The sequence below is a fragment of the Nitratireductor sp. GISD-1A_MAKvit genome (assembly GCF_040819555.1).
Lineage (GTDB): Bacteria > Pseudomonadota > Alphaproteobacteria > Rhizobiales > Rhizobiaceae > Nitratireductor.
This window is the reverse complement of the sequence record NZ_CP161920.1, coordinates 643,012-665,044: the sequence shown is the minus strand read 5'-3', so window position 1 is coordinate 665,044 and position 22,033 is coordinate 643,012. Positions and strand designations below refer to the sequence as shown.

The 22,033-nt window shown below is 63.3% G+C and carries 17 protein-coding genes; 3 read left to right on the top strand and 14 right to left on the bottom strand.

Annotated features, from left to right (window positions below; genetic code table 11):
• Positions 1-24: 24 nt before the first annotated feature.
• On the bottom strand, positions 25-936 hold the full coding sequence (locus tag AB2N04_RS04465) for a DMT family transporter (RefSeq protein ID WP_367717331.1): 912 nt from the start codon (positions 934-936) through the stop codon (positions 25-27).
• Positions 937-1,260: 324 nt separating this feature from the next.
• Between AB2N04_RS04465 and AB2N04_RS04460 the strand changes: the two genes are divergently transcribed.
• Both AB2N04_RS04460 and AB2N04_RS04455 read left to right on the top strand, forming a co-directional pair.
• Positions 1,261-2,559 (top strand): sugar transferase, encoded by a 1,299-nt coding sequence (locus AB2N04_RS04460; RefSeq protein WP_367717330.1) that lies wholly within the window; start codon positions 1,261-1,263, stop codon positions 2,557-2,559.
• Positions 2,560-2,642: 83 nt separating this feature from the next.
• The gene (locus tag AB2N04_RS04455) at positions 2,643-3,566 is read left to right on the top strand and encodes a sugar kinase (RefSeq protein WP_367717329.1); all 924 of its coding nucleotides are present in this window, start codon (positions 2,643-2,645) and stop codon (positions 3,564-3,566) included.
• A 1-nt stretch (position 3,567) separates the two neighbouring features.
• Here AB2N04_RS04455 and pbpC read toward each other — a convergent pair whose 3' ends face one another.
• The 13 genes from pbpC to AB2N04_RS04390 all read right to left on the bottom strand — a co-directional run bounded on the left by pbpC (position 3,568) and on the right by AB2N04_RS04390 (position 20,826).
• Positions 3,568-5,637: a penicillin-binding protein 1C gene (gene pbpC, locus AB2N04_RS04450; RefSeq protein WP_367718734.1), complete on the bottom strand. Its 2,070-nt coding sequence runs from the start codon at positions 5,635-5,637 to the stop codon at positions 3,568-3,570.
• Positions 5,638-5,664: 27 nt separating this feature from the next.
• Complete coding sequence (locus AB2N04_RS04445; protein ID WP_367717328.1) at positions 5,665-11,127, bottom strand: alpha-2-macroglobulin family protein; 5,463 nt, start codon at positions 11,125-11,127, stop codon at positions 5,665-5,667.
• A gap of 92 nt (positions 11,128-11,219) precedes the next feature.
• Positions 11,220-11,993, bottom strand: a complete 774-nt coding sequence (locus AB2N04_RS04440; protein WP_367717327.1) for an aspartate/glutamate racemase family protein — start codon at positions 11,991-11,993, stop codon at positions 11,220-11,222.
• Between the two features lie 4 nt (positions 11,994-11,997).
• Positions 11,998-13,314: a TRAP transporter large permease subunit gene (locus AB2N04_RS04435; protein WP_367717325.1), complete on the bottom strand. Its 1,317-nt coding sequence runs from the start codon at positions 13,312-13,314 to the stop codon at positions 11,998-12,000.
• The gene (locus AB2N04_RS04430) at positions 13,314-13,811 is read right to left on the bottom strand and encodes a TRAP transporter small permease (RefSeq protein ID WP_367717323.1); all 498 of its coding nucleotides are present in this window, start codon (positions 13,809-13,811) and stop codon (positions 13,314-13,316) included. Before AB2N04_RS04430 ends, AB2N04_RS04435 begins: the two co-directional genes overlap by 1 nt.
• A gap of 57 nt (positions 13,812-13,868) precedes the next feature.
• Positions 13,869-14,882, bottom strand: a complete 1,014-nt coding sequence (gene dctP, locus AB2N04_RS04425) for a TRAP transporter substrate-binding protein DctP (protein WP_367717321.1) — start codon at positions 14,880-14,882, stop codon at positions 13,869-13,871.
• 59 nt (positions 14,883-14,941) lie between these two features.
• Positions 14,942-15,925 (bottom strand): 3-hydroxybutyryl-CoA dehydrogenase, encoded by a 984-nt coding sequence (locus AB2N04_RS04420; RefSeq protein ID WP_367717320.1) that lies wholly within the window; start codon positions 15,923-15,925, stop codon positions 14,942-14,944.
• Positions 15,925-17,001 (bottom strand): NAD/NADP octopine/nopaline dehydrogenase family protein, encoded by a 1,077-nt coding sequence (locus AB2N04_RS04415; RefSeq protein WP_367717318.1) that lies wholly within the window; start codon positions 16,999-17,001, stop codon positions 15,925-15,927. Before AB2N04_RS04415 ends, AB2N04_RS04420 begins: the two co-directional genes overlap by 1 nt.
• A gap of 45 nt (positions 17,002-17,046) precedes the next feature.
• Positions 17,047-17,472 (bottom strand): RidA family protein, encoded by a 426-nt coding sequence (locus tag AB2N04_RS04410; protein ID WP_367717317.1) that lies wholly within the window; start codon positions 17,470-17,472, stop codon positions 17,047-17,049.
• Entirely contained in the window at positions 17,469-17,993 is a 525-nt protein-coding gene (locus AB2N04_RS04405) for a MarR family winged helix-turn-helix transcriptional regulator (protein ID WP_367717316.1), read from the bottom strand. The genes AB2N04_RS04410 and AB2N04_RS04405 overlap by 4 nt, the downstream gene beginning before the upstream one ends.
• Positions 17,994-18,005: 12 nt before the next feature.
• Positions 18,006-19,292 (bottom strand): TRAP transporter large permease, encoded by a 1,287-nt coding sequence (locus AB2N04_RS04400; RefSeq protein ID WP_367717315.1) that lies wholly within the window; start codon positions 19,290-19,292, stop codon positions 18,006-18,008.
• A complete protein-coding gene (locus AB2N04_RS04395) occupies positions 19,292-19,801 on the bottom strand; it encodes a TRAP transporter small permease (RefSeq protein ID WP_367717313.1) in 510 nt (169 codons plus the stop codon). Before AB2N04_RS04395 ends, AB2N04_RS04400 begins: the two co-directional genes overlap by 1 nt.
• Positions 19,801-20,826 (bottom strand): TRAP transporter substrate-binding protein, encoded by a 1,026-nt coding sequence (locus tag AB2N04_RS04390; RefSeq protein WP_367717311.1) that lies wholly within the window; start codon positions 20,824-20,826, stop codon positions 19,801-19,803. The genes AB2N04_RS04395 and AB2N04_RS04390 overlap by 1 nt, the downstream gene beginning before the upstream one ends.
• Positions 20,827-21,034: 208 nt before the next feature.
• Between AB2N04_RS04390 and AB2N04_RS04385 the strand changes: the two genes are divergently transcribed.
• A complete protein-coding gene (locus AB2N04_RS04385; RefSeq protein ID WP_367717310.1) occupies positions 21,035-22,000 on the top strand; it encodes a 2Fe-2S iron-sulfur cluster-binding protein in 966 nt (321 codons plus the stop codon).
• Positions 22,001-22,033 lie beyond the last annotated feature (33 nt).

The following is a 22,033-nucleotide window of genomic DNA, read 5'->3' as shown; positions in this document are numbered from 1 at the left end:
TCCCGCGAAATTGCTATGCCGGCGTCATGCGCCGGCATTTTCCTGTCTGGACGCCAGTTTGCGGCCACCATGTTCGGCCAGCCATATCCCACCGAGCACCAGCACCAGCGCAACGGCGTGGTAGGTGAAGAAGGCTTCGCGCAGAATGATGATCGACAGCAGCGTCCCGAAGATCGGCACGAGATTGATGAACAGCCCGGCGCGGTTTCCGCCGATCAGCTCGTTGCCGCGAATGTAGAGCGTCTGCGCAAAGATCGATGGGAAGAGCGCCGCGTAGAAAACCACCGCCCACCCCTGCAGATCCGGTGCGATGAGGCGGTCTGTCGCGATCTCCCAGGCCACGAGGGGCAGGGACGCCAGAAGCGCGAAAAAGGAGAGCACGAACATCAGGCTCAGCCAGTGGATCTCCGGTTTCAATCGCAGTCCGACCGTGTAGCCCGCGTAAAGCAGCACCGCGACCAGCATGAGCGCATCACCGAAGTTCACATCCAGCTCCAGCAGGCGGGAAAACTCTCCATGACTTGCAACCAGCGCCACGCCGACCAGAGACAGGACGAAGCCCGCAAACTGCAGAACACTCACACGCTGGCGAAAGAGGACAAAATTGGCGACGAAGATGACCATCGGTACGGCGCCCTGTTCGATGGCGATGTTGATCGCCGAGGTGAACTGGGCCGAGCTGTAGAAGACGGCGTTGAATCCGGTAAAGCCAAGTGTGCCCAGAGCAGCCAGCAGAGGCAATTTCGGTCTGATCGCCGGCCAGTCACGCCGTAGATGTGGCCATGCGAACGCTGCAAGCAGCGCACAACCGATGATCCAGCGAAGCGTTGTCAGCATCATTGGCGATACATGGCCAACGGCCAGCCGGCCAGCCACGGCATTGCCGCCCCAGAAGAGGGTGGTCAGAAACAGTAAGACATAGGCTTGGCGGTACATCGGGTCACAGTCACAACAGCGATAGGTCCCGCCTGATAGAGCCTCCAGGCAGAATCGTAAATGCCAACACGCTCGATCAGTACCTTTCGTCCGGCGCAGGGAACCCGCCCGGTCCCATCCGGCAGTGCCGTTGCTTCCAGTCGATTCCCCGTTTCGGTGGCTCTCCGATTGTGCATGTTTCGACAAACATCGATTGCACTGCCGCGTCAGGCGTGGCAAATCGCCCTCCTATGCGCTCTTCTGGCGGGGCAGGAATCAAGGTTGAACGACAGGTCCGGATCATCAGGTGAGGGTGTGAGCCCCAGCAATCGGAGAGCCAGGCGCGTGTTTCAACGCGGCCCAGCCGAGGCCAGCCCCGATCTGGAAGATATCCTCCAGCATGGCGCTTCCCTGCGCAAACGGCGTCTGTTGCGAAACTTGCGCCCCATGCTTCCCGAGATTCTGGTCGCGGCGCTGCTGCAGTGCTGCGTCTACACGGCGTTCATCCTCAATGCCTCTCGCAGCGACTGGAACAATCTCGCGATTGTGTGCGCGGTTCTGTTCTCGCTGCCTTTCATCATAGGCTTCGCGCTCTTGGGCTTTCGCCGCCAGCGCAACACGTTCTCCATCGCAATTTTCGTCACTTTCGTCTGCTTCAACGTGGCCGTCGCGGTGCTTTCGGGGCTGCGCGTGCCGGTCAGTTACTCGGCGTTGCTCACCGCCTATCTGATTGCAACGATTGCCATGATCATTGCCAATCTCAGGCTGCACCGCTCACTTGAAGATCACGTCGCTCTGCTCGATTTCCCCAAGGCCCGGAAGGTCGCCGCCCGGCTTGCGGGGCATGTGGCCGTCATCACCGACAAAGCGGCGGATATCGGAGCCTATGACCGTCTGCTGATCGACACCGGAACGCACCACAATCCGGAGTGGTCGGCATTCATGACAAAAGCCTATATGGTCGGGGTCGACGTGACCCCGTGGTTCAGCTTTCTCGAACTGCGCGAAGGCCGCGTGGATATCGATGCCTTTGACGTTTCGCATCTCGCCTACACACCGAGCCAGATCTACTACTCCAAGGCGAAACGCGCGCTCGATCTTTTTGCCGTCATCATAACGGCTCCGATAACCATCCCGCTCGGTATGGCACTCTGGTGTTACATTCGCGCCCTTGATGGCGGGCCGGCCATCTTTGTACAGGTTCGCAGGGGCTATGGCGGCCGCCCGTTCAACATGCTCAAGTTCCGGACCATGTATCACGGCACTCAGGGAGGGGCCACGCAGGCGAATGACGACCGCATCATCAAGGGGTGTCGTTTTCTGCGACGCCTGCGCCTGGATGAACTGCCTCAACTGATCAACATCTGGCGTGGTGAGATGAGCCTCGTCGGCCCACGCCCCGTGGCAGAATATGTCGCACAGGCCAGTGAAGCGGAAGAGGCGAAATACATCCACCGCACCATGGTTCTGCCGGGGATCACGGGCTGGGCACAGGTGAATTCCGGCTATGCCGGCAACACCAGCGAGGAGATCAACAAACTCTCCTACGACCTCTATTACATAAAGCACCTCTCATTCGATCTGGACATGCTCATCATGATTTCCACGATCAGCACGATCCTGTTCGGTCGCGGTGCGCGCTAGCCCGGTCCGGCGAAAAAACATTCACCATTCTCTCCCAATCGCCTAAAGAGAAGCGCACGCTGCGCCAGGGAGGAAACGACGCCATGACCGAGCCGAAAATCATCTGCATGGGAGAACCGCTGATCGAGTTCAACCAGGTGGACGACACGGGGAACTATCTCTTCGGCCATGGTGGCGACACGTCGAACTGCGCCATCGCAGCCGCGCGCGCCGGCGCATCGGTCGGGTTTTTCACCGCGCTCGGTGCAGACGGGTTCGGCGACAGCCTGATGCAGCTCTGGGCGGACAATGGCGTCGACGCCCGTCATGTCCCGCGCAATTCGGACGCCCATACGGGTGTCTACTTCGTCAGCCATGGCGAGAACGGCCATTCCTTCTCCTATCTGCGCAAGGGATCGGCGGCGAGCCGCATCACCCCGCGCGACCTGCCGCGCAGCGCCATCGAGGCGGCCGACATCCTTCATCTTTCCGGCATCTCGCTCGCCATAAGCGCAGACGCATGCGACGCGGCACTGGAAGCGATCAACATTGCCCGCGCCGCCGGCACGAAGGTCTCCTTCGACACCAATCTGCGCCTCAAACTGTGGCCGCTCGAGCGCGCCCGCGCGCTGACCGAAGCCGCCATGCGCAAGGCCGACATCGCGCTTCCCGGTCTGGAAGACGCCGAGCAACTGGTCGGGATCAGCGATCCGGACGCCATCGCCGATCATTATCTGGGCCTTGGCGCGGGCATCGTCGCGCTGACGCTCGGCAAGGATGGCTGCCTCGTTGCCACGCCGGATGAGCGCCGCCGCGTGCCTGGCATCAGGGTCAAGGCCGTCGACGCTACAGGCGCGGGCGACACGTTCGATGGTAATTTCCTCGCCGAGCTCAATCGCCATGGCGACCCGTTCGAGGCAGCGCGCTATGCCAATGCGGCTGCGGCGCTCTCCACGCAGGGCTTTGGCGCGGTCGCCCCCATGCCCATGCGCGAGATGGTTCTCAAGGCACTCGCGGAAGCCGCCTGACCTATTCCAGAAAAACATCCACGCTGGCGGAACGCCCCGCCGCGTCGATCACCGTCAGGGTCGATGCACCGCCGCCATCGGGCACCCAGCTTGCCCTGCGCCGCCGATAGGCCTCCGGCAGCGGCTCGCCATTGGCCAGCCAGCGAAACGGCGCGCGCCCGCCATAGATCTTGAGCGCCAGCGGCATGATCCGCGCGCCGCGCGCAAGCCCCACATCGATGCGCGCGCCCTGCGGCGGAAACACGATTTCCGGCGCGGGCTCCACCGGTGCATCGGCGCGAAATCCGCCACCCGAGGCGGAGAATCGCCGCATGGGAAACGGAAGATCGGAGGCTGCGAGCCGGATCGCGCCTGCCGGTGCAGGCGGGAACGGAGCGATGCCCACGCCCGAGCGCGCAAACGCCTCGAACAGAATGGGCGCGGCGGCGAGATAGCCGGTCAGCCCCGGCACCGAACCGCCATCGGGCCGCCCGGCCCACACGCCCAGCACATGCCGCCCGTCATAGCCCACCGACCACGCATCACGATAACCGTAGGACGTGCCCGTCTTGTAGGCGATGCCCAGGCGCGGCGAGCCTCCCGGCGGTGCAACGCCGGACAGGATGTCGGCAACCTGCCAGGTGGCCTGCGGCGTCAGCACGGAAGGAGGATGCGCGGCAATCTCTGCATCGTCCAGATAATGCAGCGGGCGCACCCGCCCCCGATTGGCGAGCCCGCCATAAAGCTGCACCAGCCCTTCCAGCGTCAGCCCTGCACCGCCAAGCCCGATGGCAAGCCCCGGCGTCTCGCCGGCTGGCAGAGCGGGCGGCACACCTGCGCGTCGCATGCGCGCCACAAGCCGCACCGGCCCCACCGCATCAAGCAACCGGATCGCCGGCACGTTGAGCGACATCTGCAAGGCCGTACGCACCGAAACATCGCCCTGATAGGCCATGTCGAAATTGCGCGGACGATAGCCCGAAAAATTGCCGGGCCGGTCCTCGATCATGGTTTCCTGCATCACCAGCCCCTCCTCGAAGGCAAGACCATAGATGAAGGGTTTGAGTGTGGAGCCCGGCGAACGCTCTGCCACGCTCATGTCGATCCAGCCGGCGCGCGCGGCATTGAAATACCCCGCCGATCCGACCCGCGCGAGCACCGCGCCAGTCTGCGCATCCGAAAGCACCATCGCCACGGAAACGCGTGGTCCGAGCTTTCGCGCGGCTTTGGCGGCAACGGCTTCCAGATTGGCCTGCGCGGAGCGGCTGATGGTGAGGCGATGCACACGCCTGCCCGGCTCCGCCCGCACCACCGCATCGGCCAGATGCGCGGCATAGGCGGGCATGGGCAGACGACGCCCGGCAAGCTTCGCGTGAGACGCACGCGCGACCTCGCTTTCGATGATGACGCCGGCGCCTGCCATGCGGGCAAGCACGCGGTCGCGCGCGGCTTTCGCCCTCTGCGGATGACGGTCCGGTCGCCGTGCTTCGGGCGATTGCGGCAGCGCGACAAGGAGCGCGGCCTCCTCCAGCCCGAGCCGGTGCGGCTCCTTGCCGAACCAGGCGAGGCTTGCCGCGCGCACCCCTTCAAGATTGCCGCCATAGGGCGCAAGCGTCAGATAACGCTCCAGGATCTCCCGCTTGGAAAGCCTGCGCTCGATCTGTAGCGCCCGCACGATCTGCCGGAACTTGGCGCTGAAGCTGCGCGCCGCGCGCGGCTCGGTGAGGCGTGCAAGCTGCATCGACAGTGTGGACCCGCCCGAAACGATGCGCCCGTTCCACAAAAGCTGCCATGCGGCGCGGCCAAGCGCGCGCATGTCGACGCCCGGATGCGACCAGAAGCGCTTGTCCTCATAGGCAATGAGCATTTTGAGAAACTGCGGGTCAAGCGTGTGGATATCCGCCGGCAGGCGCCAGCGCCCGTCGGAGGCCGCATAGGCACGCAGCAGCGCGCCGTCGCGGTCGAGCACCTCCACCGAAAGCGGGGCGGGATCGAGCGGCGGCGGATAGGCCGCGTCCAGCCGGTCGAGCGCCACCACCCCGCCGATGGCGAGTACGGCCGCAAGCCCAGCGGCCATGGCGACACGGCGCATATGTCGACGCGTTTTCATCGCCGCCGCCTACTGCCCCGTGATTTCCATGAAGCCCGTGGCCGTGCGGGCGGAGAGCTGCGGACGGTACATGTCTTCCACGCTCGCCGCCGGATGCGTGTAGACGCCCGGCGTCACCGCACGCACCACATAGGCGAGACGGAATTTGCCGCCCCCGTTTCGATCGAAGGCGGCAATGAAGCGGTCGTCGCGGAACTCGGTGTGAACCGCATTCGTCTCGCCCAGCCAGTCGAAATTGGCGAGATCGGCGCTGCCGACAAGGCGCGGATTGTCGATCTCGAAGCCCGCCGGCAATAGGTCAGAGACCAGAACGCGTGAAGGCCAGGCGTTCTGTTCCGCCATCTCCAGCACCACCACATAGCGCTCGTTCTGGCGTGCTTCCGAGACATTGGCCTCCCTGCCGTCGAGCGTGTAGTAGCGCCGCTCGATGGTGAAGCCCTCGCCGCCCGCCGGCAGCGGCTGCTGCGGCGCAGCCACCACCGTCATCACCGCATCGACCGGCTCATCACCCCGATTGGCCACTGTGAGTGGCGCTGCCTCGATCTCCAACCCGGAAAGCCGTCGCGAGAATGCGCCCTGATGCGCGTTGCCGTCCACGGTCAGGCTCAGATCGTCGCTCGACTGGCTCAGCGCGCGGGCGGCAAGAAGCATCCACGCCTCGTCCTGCGTGCTCATGAAACGCGTGTCACCGCGCATATCGGCCACCAGATCGATCATCTGCGGCACCAGCGCCGGTTCGGGTCGGCTTTCTGCCGCCAGCGCCAGCATCGCCGCGCCGTCGCGCAGACGCGACCCGTAATCGGAGCGCGCCGTGTAACGCCCGCTCATGCCCTGAGCGAGACGGAAGGCGGAGGCAAAGCCCCGTTCCGCACGTTCCGCATCGCCATAAAGCGCGAGCCCCGCAGCCAGCTGCGCGCGCGCCAGCGGCGTGGAGAACTCATCGAGCCGCGTGTCGAGATAGTAGCGCAGATCGCCGGCGGAAGCCTTGCGGTTGCGCGCCAGCACATAGAGCGCATAGGCGATCTCGCTGCCGCGCGAGGAGACATCCGTGTCATAGGCGAGCGTGTTCGAGAGGTTCTGCAGCGCCTGGCCCATCGCCGCCTCGGGCACGGCAAAGCCCTGCTCGCCGGCGCGGGTGAGGAAGTCCGTCACATAGGCGTCGAGCCACAGATCGCCCGATCCCGGTCCCCAGAGACCGAAACCGCCAGACGAAGACTGTGCGGCAAGAACGCTTGTGATGGCGTCCTCGATGCGCCCCTTCAGCGCCGGATCGTCTTCCAGCCCCGCAGCCTTTGAAAGCTCGCTCACATAGAGCAGCGGCAGTGCGCGGCTGGTGGTCTGCTCCGTGCAGCCATAGGGGTAGCGGTCGAGCGACATCAAAAGCGCCGGAATGTCGAACCCGTCGGCCCGCGAAATGTTGAGGCTCACCGACGCGTTCTCGGCAAAGCTGTCTTCCAGAAGCGCGCCGTCCAGCGTGACACTGCCGCCATTGGCTGCAAGCGTCACCACGCTGCGCGTGGCAACCGGCATCACGCCCGGCCGCACCGGCAGGGGCACGCTTTTCTCCACGGCAAGCCCGCTCTCATGCGAAAGCGCCACCGTCAGCGCGCCCTCGCCCGTCTGGTTCGTCGCCGAAACAGGCACGGAGAGCGTGGCCTTGCCGCCCGCCTCAAGCGTCACCGTATCGGAGAGCGACCGCAGATCGGCGCTGACCGGCCCTTCGGCCATCACCGTGAGGCGATAGTCACCGGCCGGGCCATCCGTGTTGGCGATTTCAAGCAGAAGCCGCGCCTCGTCGCCCGGCGCCAGGAAGCGCGGGAGGCTGGTGGTCAGCACAACGGGATCGCGGATGATCACATCCTGCTGCGCGCTGCCCACGCCCTTCTTCGACCAGGCGACCGCCATGATGCGGGCCGTGCCGTTGAACTGCGGAATCTCGAAGGAGACCTCCGCTTTCCCGTCATCGTCCACCTTCACGATGCCGGAGAAGAAGGCGAGCAGCTTCTGTGTCGGCGCGCTGCCGGTCGCGGTCATGCCGCCGCCATCGCCACCGGTGCGCAGCCGCCCCATCGCGCCGAGCGAACCATCGATCAGCCGCCCGTAAATGTCGCGCATTTCGATACCCAGCATGCGCTGGCCGAAATACCAGGCGTCCGGCTGTGGCGGTTCGTAGCGTGTGAGGTTGAGAATGCCCACATCGACCGCAGCGACGGTCACATAAGCTTCTTCGCCTGGTGCCAGACCGCCAACGCTGACGGGGATGGAAAGGCTCTCATCGGGGCGCGCCTGTTCCTCCACGCCGAGTTCAACCGTAAGGTCACGCGCACCCGGATCGACCTTGAGCCAGCGCACACCGATGGCGCGCATGGGCAGGCGATTTTCGGCATCATCGCCGGGGCGGAACAGCGTCGCGGTCACATAGGCCCCGGCCCCGAGCGCGTCGGTCACCGGAATGTCCACGGTCGCGCCATCTTCCGGCACCTTTGTGGTGAAGGTTTCGATGAGGCTTTCGGACCCCACCGTCACCAGAACCTCGCCGGCAAAGCGTGGCGAAATCTTCAGCTTCGCCGTCTCGCCCACCGCATAGGCGTCGCGGTCGAGCGCCACTTCCAGCCCGTCCGGCGTTTCGGTGGAACCTGCCTCCACATACCAGCCGGAATCGAACGCCGCGCTGGTGATCGGCCCGCCCGCATTCGGGCTCTCCACCTCGAGGCGATACCGCCCCCAGTCCACGGAAACGCTGATCTGTGGCTCGCTGTCGGCCTTTGCATCCACCGTCCCCTCGCGCACGAGGCTCGTCGTGGTGATCGGCTCATAGTTCCAGGAACTGCCGTTGCGATACCATTGATAGTGACGCTCCACCTTCAGAAGCTTCCATTCGAGGCCGTCCATGGCGATGCGCTCGCCCTTCGGATCGACCGCGATCACACGGAAATTCGCCGTCGCTCCCTCGGCCACGCGCCCGCCGGTGAATTCCGGCTTCAGGCCGATCATCGCGCTTTCCGGCTCGACATCGATTTCCAGCGCGCGCTCCACGGCGCGGCCACCGGCCTCGCGCATGCGCACATTCACCTGTGCTTTCAGGAGACGCGTGGTCGAAGGCGCGCCATCCAGCGCCACCGGGAACTGCGCCTGCCCGTCCGCATCGGTCTCAGGCAGGCCGGGCAGCGAAACACGCAGCGCCTCCACGTCTTCCTCGTCATCGAGGCCGAAGACGTAGCCGGGGAAGGCTTTCCACTCGCGCGTCGGCGCGACCGTCAGTTCGCCTTCGAGCGCAAGCCCTGCTGCCGGTGCGCCATAGAGATAGCGGCCATCGACGGTCACATCCGTCGCGCCACCAACGGGCACGGTCTCATTGGCGCTCGCAAGCTCGAACTCGGTGCGGTCGGGCACGAAATCCTCGACCAGAAAGTTCATCTCGGCCAGCGCCGGCTTTTTCGGGTCCGCGTAAATGCCCAGCGCCCAGGTGCCACGCACGGCATTGTTCGGCAGATGAAGCTCCACCGCATGACCGCCAAGTGCCGCCCCATCGGAAACGATGCGCCGGTCCTCCACACCGTCTGGACGGCGGAAGATGAAGGTCAGTGGCAGATCCTCCACCGCATCCGAAGCGGGATTGCGCGTGAGCGCGCTCGCATGCACCGTCTCGCCGGCGCGATAGATGCCACGCTCCGTCCAGGCGAACACGTCGAGCGGTCCGGGCGAAGGACGCCCCGTCACGCCGCGATCCGAAAGATCGAAGCCCGCGCGCGTCATGTCGAGGAAGACGAAATCTTCAGTCCCGTTTTCAGCGATGATCGCCGCCGGTGCGAGCCCGGAAGAGCCCCGCGCCAGACCGGGATCGAAGCGCGCATGGCCGTTGCCATCGGTTTCCGCCTCGCCAAGCACCTCATTGTTGCGGGCCACAAGCCTGAGCTTCAGGCCGTCGATCGGCTTCGCGCTCGCCAGCGAGCGCGCGAAGACAGAAAGCCCGTCCTCCCCTGCGAAGGTGGAAAGCCCGATATCGGAGACAAGGAACCACTGCGTGGCGCGGTTGTCCCAGTTCTGGCTCCGGTCGCCTTCCGGCACCGCCGTCATCATATAGACCCCGGGTTTGCGCTCCGGCACCGCCTCATCGATGGGAATGCTGGTGACGACATCCTTGTTGAGCTCGGCCTTGATCTCAATAGTGCCTTCGAAGACCGGCGCGCCCATCTCGTCGCCAACCTCATTGGCCCCATATTGGTTTAGCTGACGCAGGAACTGCCCCTCGCTCAAAAGCCGCGCCAACGCACGCTCGCCGACGCGATGGACGGAGAGTTTCGCGCTGTCGGTATTGACCGAAACGAACGGAATGCCCCGGCGCGCCGATGACGGCAGCACGAAATTGTCGCCGGTGAAGCGCAGCGAAGGCGCACGGTCCCGCACGTAGATTTCCAGCGGAACCGGCTCGGCAATCACCTCGCCAATGGCCGCCGGCAGGCCCTGCCGGATGACAATGCGATATTGCTCGCCATGCGTCAGACCGCTGACGCACAGCTCCTTGTCGCTGCGATCAACGGCAAAGGAGCGCAGGTTGTCGACGGTCACGAACTGGGCGTAGTCGACGCCGTGTTTTACCAGCTCCTCGGAAAACTGCACGCAGGCGCGCGGCGTGGCGCTATCGGAATCGACCGAATGGTCGATCACGCGAAACCCCTTGCGGCGCTTCAAATCGGCATAGGCCGCCTGCACATCGCGCGCGGTTTTAAGCGCCAGGCTCGCCTCGTAGGCGCTGAGGGCGGGGCGGAACAGGTTGCGCCGCTCCAGTGCGGGAGCAAGGAGAGCCAGCGCCTCCGCACGGTCATCTGCGCTGCGCGACAGATTGTAAGCATTGATGGCCGCGCCGGTGCCGGCCCGCTGCAACCGGTAGAGGTTCATGTTGCCGGCCGGCTGTGCAGCTATTACGGCGCGGGCAAGCTGAGACCAGAGCTTCGCGTTTTTCGGCTCCATGGTCAGCGCGGTGGTGAAGGCTTTCATCGCATTGTGCGGGTCGCCATTTGCCAGCGCCTGCCCCCCGGCAGAACTCAATCGGACAAGCCCGACATTCTCGGGGCGCACGGTGCGCAGAACTTCGGCACGATACTCATCCGCCTCGCGCAGCACATGATCGGGCACGAAGCGCAGCGCCGGCGGCGCGCCGAGATCGGCCGCAGCGCCACTCACCACCACCTTGCCGGCCACCGCTCCCTCGAACGCATTCAGCCGGTTGAAATCCGACTTCAAAAAGCACCATTGCGCGCTGGTGTTGTAGGTGAAGGCCCGGCACTGCGGATCGGCAAGGCACACCGCCTTGCACTGGTCGAGCGTGACATCCTTTTCGGTGCGCAGATCGAAGCCGAAATAGTCGGCGTTCTCGCTTACCACGATCCGGCGCGCATCCTGCGCGGCAGCCATTGCCGCAAATCCGAAAAGAAAAACGAGTAAAAGGGAGAGTCCGCGTGCCGCAAACATGGCAATCCTCCAGGCGCTGCCGATATCGTCCCCACGATATTGGCGCAGCTTTGCAAAAGCCAGTCAACAGACTCGGAGAATTGCCTCCTGCGTTATAGTCCCTTCGGATGGTTCATGAACTCTTCGATGATCTCTTCCGGCGGTTTCACGAAATCCGAGGTGCGGCTCACGCCAAGGCCGGTCAGCCGCTTCAGCTTCACCGCCATCTCCGCCAGTTTCACGACAATCGGAATGCCGTTGATCACCGGCGCGCCATCCACCCGGTGCGCCTGCAATTGCGAGAACAGAAGCATGGGAATGCCGCCGCCGGGAATGAGCACGTCCACGCCATCGCGCACCAGCGGCCGCGCCTGCTCCTCGAACAGGGCGCGCACGGTCTCAAGCCGCTCATCGGAACCGAAAGCTGAAAGGATCTGCCCCGGCTCGAAGTCCATGGCATGCACGCCGGTCACCCGCTCTCTCAGGCCGTATTTGCCGATCTGGTGGTGAAACCAGGGAATGTAGCGGCGGTTGATGGTGACAATGCCCGAGCGCTGGCCAAGCTGGCAGGCATGCAGCATGGAGGCCTCCCCCATGCCGAGCACCGGAATGTCGACAACCGAGCGCGCCTCATAGAGGCCGGCATCCTGAAAATGGCCGATGATGAAGGCGTCATAGCCCTCGCGCTCGGCCCGCACCGCATTGCAGATCACCTCACGCGCACAGCGAAACTCCACGATGGCGTGGGCGTAGCTGTCATGGGGCGTGATGCCCTTGATGTCGATCTGCGTGCCCGGTTCGACGATCGCATCGAGATGCTTCCTGAGTTCGTCCCAATAGCCCGCGCCATTCTCGTAATCGACATAGCTTTGATACCAGATCTTCATGCGGTCAGCTCCTGATAAGGCCCGGTAGCCACAGGGCCAGTTGCGGGAAAAGCGCCAGCAGAACAACCAGCAAAAGCGTGCAGGCAATGTAGGGCATCGCGGCCCGCGCCACCTGCCCGATGGTCGTGCCGGCCGGGCTCACCCCAACCATGACGAAGAGCAGAAGCCCGAAGGGCGGGGTTGCAAGGCTCAGCTCCAGTGCCAGAAGCATCACCACGCCGAACCAGATCTGATCGAACCCGTAGAGCGCAACCAGCGGCATGAAGATTGGCAGGGTCAGCATCATGATGGAGAGCTGATCCATGAACATGCCGAGAAGCAGAAGCACCAGGAACATGATTGCGAGCACCACATAGGCGTTGAGCTCGAAACTGGTGGCAAACGCGATCAGCCCGGAAGATGCGCCGGAGAAGGCGAGAATCTGCGAGAAGGTCGTCGAGCCGACAATGATCATCAGCATCATGGCCGAGACTTTCAGCGTGCCGGTCAGCGAACGCACCACGGCCTCCCAGCTCAGCGTGCGATAGCAGGCCGCGAGAACCACCACCGACAGCGCCCCGAAGGCCGCGGATTCGGTCGGCGTCGCCCAGCCGAGCAGGATGAGCCCGACCACTGCAAAGACCACGATGCCCATGGGCAGAACATCAATCAGCAGCGCCCGGGCGATCTCGGAGACGCTCGCCCTTTCCGCCGCATATCCGGGTGCCGCCTCGGGATCGAGCGCGATCTGCATGCGGATCGTGGCGAGGAACATGAGCGCCAGCACAAGCCCCGGAACCAGACCCGCGATCAGCAGAGCACCCACATCGATCCGCGCCAGCGATCCGAGCAGCACAGCCAGCGAAGATGGCGGGATGATCATCGCCAGCCCGCCGGTCGCCAGGATCGGCCCCATGATCATGTGCGGCTTGTATCCGCGCTTGATCATATCGGGCATCAGCGTGGTGCCCAGCATCGCCGTGTTGGCCATGGAGGAGCCCGACAGGGTGGCGAAGATCGTGCCGCCGCCCACGGTCAGATAGGAAAGCCGCCCCTTGATGCCGCCAAAGCACTTGTCGAGCGCATCGAAAACACGAATGGCAAGCCCCGTGTGGAACAGAAGCTCGCCCATGATGAGAAAGAGCGGCACCGGCACCAGCGCGAAACTCGTCACCGATGTGGTGGCATTGGCGACAAGCTGATCGATGCCGATCATGCCACCCATGAAAATGAAAACGCCGACAATGTTGATGGCCAGAAAGGCAATCGCCACCGGCATGCCGAAGAACATCAGCGCGAGCAGCCCGCCGATCATGAGGAGTGTGGCTTCATACCAGGCCATCAGTGTGCTCCCCCGCTGCCCGTGTAGGTTTCGCCGCGCACCAGCATGCGCAGAAACTCCATCGCCATCAGGCCGAAGCCCACGGAGAGCATCGCATAGAGAACCCAGGACGGGATGTTGATGGAGCGCATGTCGACCGCGCGCGACTGCACCATCTCCAGCCCCACCGCCGCCGAGCGCCAGCACAGGAGGCCAAGCGTCAGGATGGCGAGAACCAGCACGACCCGCCCCACCAGCAGGCGTATCGTTTCGGGCATCGCTCCTACGAAAGAAGAGATCGCCACATGCCCGTTGTTGCGCACCAGCCAGGGCGCGGCTGCCATGGTGGAGAACAGCATGACATATTCGACAATGGCGCTGGTTGACTGGAACGGGCGAAACCCGGTGTTGCGCAAGACAACATCGACAATGATGGCGAGCGAGATGAAAACGAGACTGGCGGCGCCCAGCACGGCCAGCCCGGTGATAACCCGGTTGTAGAGACGTATCAGAAACATGGCGCGCGGCTTTTCAATGGGAGTGCGGCGGGAGCCGAGGCCCCCGCCAAAACGAGATCAGCGATCGTAATAGGCTTCGCGCAGTGCGTCGTAATATTCCGAGCCTGAATCCTTCATCCGCTTCCACGCACTGTCATAGGCGAGATCAAGGAATTTCGCCTGCGCCTCACCCTCCAGCGTGATGACTTCCATGCCGTTCTCGCGAACCGCCTTGTCCGTCTCCTCGATCACCTTCTGGAAGCTCTCATAGGATGTCTGCTCATATTCGGCCGCAGCATCGTTGATGATCTTTTTCGCCTCGTCGCTCAGGCTTTCCCATTTCTTCGGGTTCACCACGACGGCGAGATCTGTCTGGAAGAAGCCGGGATCAATGCGGTAGCGCAGGAACTTGTCCCAGGAGAGGTCCCGAATGCCGACAATGGGCCAGCCGGACCCGTCAAATGTGCTGCGCTCCAGACCGGTATAGACATCCGGCACCGGAACGGAGACGGGGATCGCCCCCAGCGCTTCAAAGAAGGAGTTGTAGATCGGCTGCGAGCGAATGCGCTGACCGTCGAGATCGATGCCGCCATCGTCGGTCCGCTTGGGCTCGTTGATCGTGTAGATGTAGAACTGCACACCCGTGTCGAGGTGCGCCAGAAGGTTCACACCGAGCTTTTTGGAAAAGGCTTCCTGCATGATGCCGAAGCCGCCATTCTCGCGGGCCTTCGCCGCCGTCACGGTGGAGCCGACCCAGGCATCCGCCTCCGGCATCGTGCCGAGATAGTAGGAGGCAGGGCCATACTGCATGTCGATCACGCCACGGCGCACGGCATCCACCTGCTGGTTCGGCGGAAACATTTCCGGCCCGCCCGCATAATTGATCTGGATGACGCCCTTGCCGCGCTCGTTCACGAGGTCGACAAAGCCCTTGAAGCTCTGCGAGAAGGCAAGCGACTGCGGGAAGGCGGAAATCGCCTTCAGCGTTTCTTCCGCACTGGCCTGCCCGGCAAAGGCGATGCCGGTGAGCGCCGTTGCAAGAAGGCCGTTTTTGATGGTCCTGGCGATCGATCTGGTCGTGGCTTGGTTCATTTCTTCGTCCTCTCTGGTTGTCCGGGCTTGTTCCACCCGGTTTTGGTTTCAACTGCTCCCTAAAGCTTCGGTGGCCGCACAAGCCCCGCATTGTCGAGCGCCTTCAGGAAGGCGGCCATGCGGCGCTGGCGATAGGCGTCGACATCCATGTCGGAATAATCGAAGAAGCCGGCGCCGGTCTTCAGGCCGATACGCCCCTCTTCCATGTGGCGGCTGATGATCTCCGGTGCCTGATAACGCTCATCCTCAAACGCACCCGCGAGATAGCGGCTTGCATAGTAGAGAATGTCGCCGCCGCCCCAGTCGATGAACTCCAGAAGGCCGAGCACGCCGAAGCGCAGGCCGAAACCATAGGTCACGGCCTTGTCGACATCCTCCGCGCTCGCAACGCCTTCCTCAACGATCCGCGCCGCCTCGTTCATGGCGAGCGCCTGAATGCGCGGCACGATGTAACCGGGAGAAGCCTTGCAGACGATCGGCACCTTGCCGATGCCTTCAAGATAGGCGCGCAGGAAAGCGGTGGTTTCCTCAGCCGTCTCATCCGCACGGCTCAGTTCCACCAGCGGCATCAGGAAGGCCGGGTTCAGCCAGTGCGCATTGAGAAAGCGCTCGGGCGCAGAGGTGAAACCCGCCAGCTCCGTCGACAGCATGGTCGAGGTGGTCGATGCCAGAATGGCGTCGCCGTCGGCATGGGCGTCGAACAGCGCAAACGCATCGCGCTTGGCATCCGTCACCTCGGGCACGCCCTCAAACACGATGCGCGCGCCGGAAAGACCCGCTGCCGCCTCGCCGAGCGACACGATGCGCACCCGCTCCATGATCTGCGGAACGGCATCGACCTTGAAAGCACCGAGTGCTGCGATGGAGGCGAGCGCCGTGCGGATCTCGTCCAGCGCCTCCTCGCGCAAATTTGCGAAAGCCTCAGCGTCGCGCTCCTTGGCATCGATCAGCCGCACCTGATGGCCCGCATAGGCGACGCATTGCGCTATGCCCCGGCCCATGCGACCGGCGCCGATGCAGGCGATGGTCACGTCATCTGCCATCACAGCCCCTCGCGCAGCATGGTCTGCACCGCCTCGCGGCTTTCGCCGGCAAGACCGATCTTATCCATGGTGCGGCCTTCGGCGCGGAAGTCGCGCTCGGCCACCGCGCCGGCAATGGCCAGAAGCCCCGCCGCCACCGGACAGGGCACGCCTGCCCATTCACCGACGGAAACCATGAAGGCGAGCCCCATGCCCACATCCTCCAGCATGTAGCGGTGCGATTTCAGGTCCAGCTTCTCGTGCCAGTCTCCGGAATCCACCAGCTTGTCGTGGGCCAGATTGCCATACATCCAGTTGCTGGTCTCGTAGTGATCGGCGAGCGGGAAATGCGGCGCGCCATAGCCGAGCGCCTCGCGGATCGCCATGCGCTCATTGTCGAGCGCGGTGTGCGTGCGGCGGATGGAAGGCTGCGTCCCTTCATTGTGAATGTCCCAGCGGTCGAAATGCTCGATGGGACCGGCATTCATGAGGATGAGCGGCGGATGAATGATCGGGCCGGCGTTCATCAGCGCACCCGAGAGGGCGTCTTCCACCGGCTCGATGGAAGCCGGGAACACCGCCGCAATCGCCTTGATTGCGTGATCCGTGTGCTTCGCCGGCAGAACGCCGGTCGGCAGGCGTGAGGCCCGCGTCGTCACACGCACTTCAAGCGGTCCCTGCTTGCGCGTCAGCCATGGCAGTGTGCCTGTTTCTGCAATCGCGATGTCAGCCTTCGAGCCCGCTTCGCGAATACGCTTCATCATCAGGTAGGAGCCAAACGTGCCCGGCGGCAGATAGATCACCTGCCCGTCCTCCAGATGCGGAGCGAGCTTCGTGGCGATGTCCTCCTGAGCAAACGCCGGCGTCGGCGCAACGATCAACTCCGCCCCTTTCAGCGCCGCAGCAAGATCATCAGTCGGAACGACCGCGATCTTCCGGCTGCCCTCATGGTCCGTGAGGGTGATGCCGCCTGCCTTCTCGACATCCGCGAAACTGGCGCGGTCGCGCCGCCACCAGCGGACGTCATGCCCCGCCTCGGCAAAATCCGCAGCCGCAGCATAAGAACCGTTGCCTCCGCCCAGAACCGCTACTTTCATTCCTGTACTCCCCTCGTTGCCGCATAATTTCTGCGGATGATTGTTCTACTTTTGAGCAGGCAAAACCGCCGTCGCCTCGATCTCCACGACCGCCTCCGGCTCCACAAGCCGCGTCACCTGAACAGTCGCCATGGCCGGAAAGCAGCGCCCGAAGACGTCGCGATACGCTTTTCCGAGCCCCTTCGGATCGGCGAGATAGTCTTCGACGTTGGTCACATACCAGGTGAGACGCGTCAGGTGCTCCGGTCCGGCGCCTGCCGCTTCGAGCACATCGCGGATGTTGCGGAACGTCTGGTGAGCCTGCGCGACAAAGCCTTTCGGGAAGCGTCCCTCCCGGTCCCAGCCGACCAGCCCGCCCGTATAGATGATCCCGCCATCCGTCTTGACCGCGTTGGCGTAACCCTTTGGCTGTGGCCAGCCCTCGGGATGCACCGTCTCATGCAGCAGGCCGATATTGGCGGTATCGTTCATGGCAGGCTTGCCTCCAGCTCTGCCGGCGCTGACGGAGTTCGGCTCGCAGCGTCATCTCCTTCCCGGCAGATTGCGTGTATGTCTTTCAGCGCCGTCTTGAGACGGGCTGCGTCCGTCGCGCCAAGGCGAGCAACAATCGACATTTCATGCGCTCTCGCCTTCTCCACCAAGCCAGTTCCGAGCACCCGCCCGGCTGCGGTCAGATAGACGCGCACACGCCTCCGGTCGCGCTCATCGCTCCGGCGTTTGACCAGCCCTTTCGTCGCCATCTGGTCGACGATCTTGGTCAGGTGCGACTGCTCCATCAGCGCAAGCTGGGCAAGCTGCGTCACCATCTGCCCATCCTCGTCGCAGAGGCAGGCGAGGATGCGCCATTCGGGAACCCGCAGTCCCTGTTCGCGCACATGGGCGTGAAAATCGGCACTGGCCGCGTCGCTGGCGGCGGCGAGCAGATAAAGCAGGTAATCGCCCACAAATCCCGCATTGCGGTCGATCTCAATTCTGTCGTCATCAATCGCCATCGTCTCGTCCCGTCACATGGAATTGGGGATCAGCAGCGCCATGGCCGGCACAGCGATCAGGAGCGCAAGCCGCACCACATCCATCGCCACGAAGGGCAGGATGCCGGCGAAAATGCGCTCCAGCGGAATGTCGGGCGCGACCGTGCGCATGACAAAAACATTCATGCCGATGGGCGGCGTGATGAAGCTCAGCTCGGTGGCGATCACCACAAAAATGCCGAACCAGATCGGATCGAAGCCGAGACCGGTGACGATCGGAAACAGGATCGGCACAGTCAGCGTAATCATCGAGATGCTTTCAAGCAGGCAGCCCAGCACCAGATAGATCAGCACGATCATGAAGATGACCGGATAGGGTCCCACGCCGAAAGCGTTGATCCAGTTGCGCAGGTCACCGGTCAGGCCGGAGAAGTTCACATAGTTCAGGAAATAGAGCGCCCCGAACAGGATGAAGAACATCACCGCTGTGGTCTTGGCCGTATCGAACAGCGTGGAAAGCGTCGCCCGCAGGGTCAGCCGGCCGCGCATGAAGGTGAGCAGGAATGCCCCGCCCGCGCCCATTCCCGCCGCCTCCGTTGCCGTGAACACGCCAAGGTAGATACCGCCCAGAACGAACACGAAAAGCGCCAGCGCCCAGACCACACCGCGCAAAGCGCGAATGCGGTCGATCAATGGGAGTTTCGGCTGCGTTTCCAGATGCTCGCGATAGACCACCAGCGACATGCGCACGGCGATCATGTAGCCGATCACGCCGATGAGGCCGGGCAAGAGACCCGCCAGAAAAAGCTTGCCGATGTTCTGCTGGGTCAGGATGCCGTAAATGACGAGGATGACGGATGGCGGGATGAGAATGCCGAGCGTTCCGCCCGCCGCGATGGACGAAGCGGCCAGCCGGTCGGAATAGCCATATTTGCGCATGGCCGGCAGCGAGATGCGCGCCATGGTCGCCGTGGTGGCAAGCGACGAGCCGCACACCGACGAGAACCCGCCGCAGGCAACGATGGTCGCCATGGCAAGCCCGCCCTTGCGGTGGCGCAGCCAGGCATTCGCCGCCGCGTAGAGATCACCCGCCACGCCGGACTGAACCACGAGATTGCCCATGAGCAGGAACAGCGGCACGACGGAGAGCGTGTAGCTTCTGCCACTGTCGAAAAAAACCTGCCCGAGCATGGCCAGCGCCGGGTGCCAGCCAACGATCGAGACCACGCCGATCAACCCCACCGCCGTCATCGCAAAGGCGATGGGCACGCCCGCAAAGATGAGCGCCAGAAGCAGCGCCATTCCGACCGGCCACGCCATCACACGCCACCGCCATCGCTTTTGGGCAGGCGTAGCACCGCCATGAGGAATGTAACCACCGCACAGACACCGGTGATGACCGCCGTCGCCTTGGCGAACGGCCCGAGCGGCGCACGCAGATAAACCGTCACCTCATTGTAGCTGTCGAGCTGGGCGCCGTGTTTCCAGAGCTGCCACGACACGAGCCCGAGCACCACGGCAACCACAAGCCGGGCGAGATTGAGCTGAATTCTCTCAGCAACGCCCTTGAGCCCGGCCGTGAGCAGATCGACGCTCACATGTCCGTCATCCAGGCACACCGCCGGCAGCCCCACAAACACGATCGCCATCAGGAGGATTTCCGTATACTCCGCGGCACCCGGCAGCGGCGACGACAGGAGATAGCGGCCGATCACATCGACCACTGTCACCAGCGTCAGCGCCACCAGAAACGCGCCGCAAAGCACGGCAGTCGCCAGTCTTAGCCACCGCCGAGCCCGCATTGCGATCCGCTCGGAGGAGGCGGCCATTATTCAGCCGCCACCGCTTTGATTTCGTCCTTGAGCTTGCCCATGACGACGTCGAAATCAATTCCCTTGGCCTCATAGGCCTTAGCCAGATCGTCGAACATGGGCTGCGTCTTCTCACGCAGCGACGCAAGCTCTTCTTCGGTCGCATCGTGGAAGTCGACGGTCGAGCCGATCACTTCCATGCCGGCTGCATCCGCCGCATCCCAGGCCTGACCGGCCATGCGCGAGAACGCCTCACCGGAAACCTCTTCGATGGCCGCCTTGTCCTCATCCGACAGGCTGTCGAACTTCGCCTTGTTCATCACGAAGAAGAACGAGACATTGTAGAGGCCGCCCGGCACACGCAGCGCCTTGTCGACCAGCGTTTCCAGCTTGAAGAAGGGCACGGATTCGACGGGGAAGAAAATGCCGTCGGCAATGCCGCCCGACAGAATCTCGTAGGACTGCGGAGACGGCGCCTGGATCGACACCATGTCCATCGCTTCGGCAAGCTTGTTGGTGATGTTGCCCGCAACGCGGATCTTCGCGCCGGAAAGGTCCGACAGAGGCGAAACCGCTTTGCCCTTGGTGAACAGAAGCCCCGGCCCATGCCCGAACACGCCCAGCACCTTGGTGCCGCGATGCTCTTCGGCCTGGGAGAGATCACTATCGAACACGCGCCAGAAGGCCACCGAAAGGCTCTCCGACGTATCGGCGAGGAACGGCATTTCGGCGATTTCGGTCAGAGTGAAGCGGCCCGGCGTATAACCATGAACACCGAAGGTCAGATCGACGGCGCCATTGGCGGCAAGATCGAAATGCGCCGGTGGCGGACCGAGCGGTGCATCGAGAATCTGCACTTCGATGCGGCCGTCACTGGCTTCTTTCAGCTTCTCCGCCCACGGGATCATCATGTCCCTGACGATCGGGTGAGACGGCGGCAACCAGTTCGACATGCGCAGAACCGTTTCCTGCGCCATCGCACCGAAGCTCATGACTGTCGTCAGAATAGATGCAGATACAAGTGTTTTGAACATGCGCGTCATCGTTTTCCTCCCATGACGGCCTCCTCCTGTACACGAGGCTTCCATAAGTTTTCATGCTCTTCAAGCTTAAAAAGATGAAATTTCACTTTTTTAGGTTTGAAGCTTGACAGGCAAAAATATGCGAATTCATATTAATCGTAACGTGTGGCCATTCCTCACAGAACGATAAAAATATCCGGAGGGGCCACGAGAGGAGGAGAGATCGCCAATGAGCGAATTGAAGCTCAGGGTACGCAAATCCGAGGCACTGACCCCGCAGATCCGGGCGTTCGAACTGGAAGCGGTCGATGGCGGCACGCTGCCCGGATTTTCTGCCGGCGCACATATCCGCGTCGCGCTGCCTGATGGCTCGGATCGCCACTACTCTCTCGTCAATACGAGCGTTGAGCCTGGCGCAACGGACGCGCCCGCCACCTATCGCCTCGGCGTGCGTCTGGAGGAGGACAGCAAGGGCGGCTCGCTCTTCATGCATGGGCTGAAGGAGGGCGACATCATCGAGACCTCCGCGCCCCGCAACGATTTTGCTCTGGTCGATAAGGATGCACCGGTGCTTCTCATCGCCGGTGGCATCGGCGTGACACCGCTCATCTCCATGGCAGCCGAACTCAAGGCCAAGGGCCGCCCCTTCTCGTTCCACTATGCCGGCCGTTCGCGCACGCTTCTGGCCTTTGTCGATGCGCTTGAGGCCATCGAGACCACGGCGCTCACCATCCATTGCGACGACGAGCCCGAAACCTGCATCGACCTCAAGGCGCTGATCGGCAAGGCGCCTGCCGAAGGCCACATCTATGTGTGCGGCCCGCGCGGCATGATCGAGGCGGTGCGCGAGATCGCCCATGCTCGCGGCATCGCGAAGGACCATGTGCATTTCGAACTGTTCGAGGCGCATGAGGCCGAAGCGGGCGACAAGCCATTCGAGGTCGAGATCAGCTCCACGGGACAGGTCTTCACCATCCCGCCGGGCAAATCCATCATCGACGTGCTCGAGGAAGAAGGCGTCGACCTGATCTACGACTGCCAGCGTGGCGATTGCGGCATCTGCCAGACCACCGTTCTGTCCGGCATTCCCGACCACCGCGACGTCATCCTCACCGACGATGAACGCGCGGCAAATGACGTCATGCAGATCTGCGTATCACGCGCCAAGTCCGACCGGCTCGTCCTCGATCTCTAGGAGACCGACCGGACGGCGGCCAGCAAGGGAGTA

Bases quoted from the DNA above. Each gene is read 5' to 3' on its own strand.
- AB2N04_RS04465 (WP_367717331.1), bottom strand. From the start codon at position 936: ATGTACCGCCAAGCCTATGTCTTACTGTTTCTGACCACCCTCTTCTGG.
- AB2N04_RS04455 (WP_367717329.1), top strand. From the start codon at position 2,643: ATGACCGAGCCGAAAATCATCTGCATGGGAGAACCGCTGATCGAGTTC.
- pbpC (WP_367718734.1), bottom strand. From the start codon at position 5,637: ATGCGCCGTGTCGCCATGGCCGCTGGGCTTGCGGCCGTACTCGCCATC.
- AB2N04_RS04445 (WP_367717328.1), bottom strand. From the start codon at position 11,127: ATGTTTGCGGCACGCGGACTCTCCCTTTTACTCGTTTTTCTTTTCGGA.
- AB2N04_RS04440 (WP_367717327.1), bottom strand. From the start codon at position 11,993: ATGAAGATCTGGTATCAAAGCTATGTCGATTACGAGAATGGCGCGGGC.
- AB2N04_RS04435 (WP_367717325.1), bottom strand. From the start codon at position 13,314: ATGGCCTGGTATGAAGCCACACTCCTCATGATCGGCGGGCTGCTCGCG.
- AB2N04_RS04430 (WP_367717323.1), bottom strand. From the start codon at position 13,811: ATGTTTCTGATACGTCTCTACAACCGGGTTATCACCGGGCTGGCCGTG.
- dctP (WP_367717321.1), bottom strand. From the start codon at position 14,882: ATGAACCAAGCCACGACCAGATCGATCGCCAGGACCATCAAAAACGGC.
- AB2N04_RS04420 (WP_367717320.1), bottom strand. From the start codon at position 15,925: ATGGCAGATGACGTGACCATCGCCTGCATCGGCGCCGGTCGCATGGGC.
- AB2N04_RS04415 (WP_367717318.1), bottom strand. From the start codon at position 17,001: ATGAAAGTAGCGGTTCTGGGCGGAGGCAACGGTTCTTATGCTGCGGCT.
- AB2N04_RS04410 (WP_367717317.1), bottom strand. From the start codon at position 17,472: ATGAACGATACCGCCAATATCGGCCTGCTGCATGAGACGGTGCATCCC.
- AB2N04_RS04405 (WP_367717316.1), bottom strand. From the start codon at position 17,993: ATGGCGATTGATGACGACAGAATTGAGATCGACCGCAATGCGGGATTT.
- AB2N04_RS04400 (WP_367717315.1), bottom strand. From the start codon at position 19,292: ATGGCGTGGCCGGTCGGAATGGCGCTGCTTCTGGCGCTCATCTTTGCG.
- AB2N04_RS04395 (WP_367717313.1), bottom strand. From the start codon at position 19,801: ATGGCCGCCTCCTCCGAGCGGATCGCAATGCGGGCTCGGCGGTGGCTA.
- AB2N04_RS04390 (WP_367717311.1), bottom strand. From the start codon at position 20,826: ATGACGCGCATGTTCAAAACACTTGTATCTGCATCTATTCTGACGACA.
- AB2N04_RS04385 (WP_367717310.1), top strand. From the start codon at position 21,035: ATGAGCGAATTGAAGCTCAGGGTACGCAAATCCGAGGCACTGACCCCG.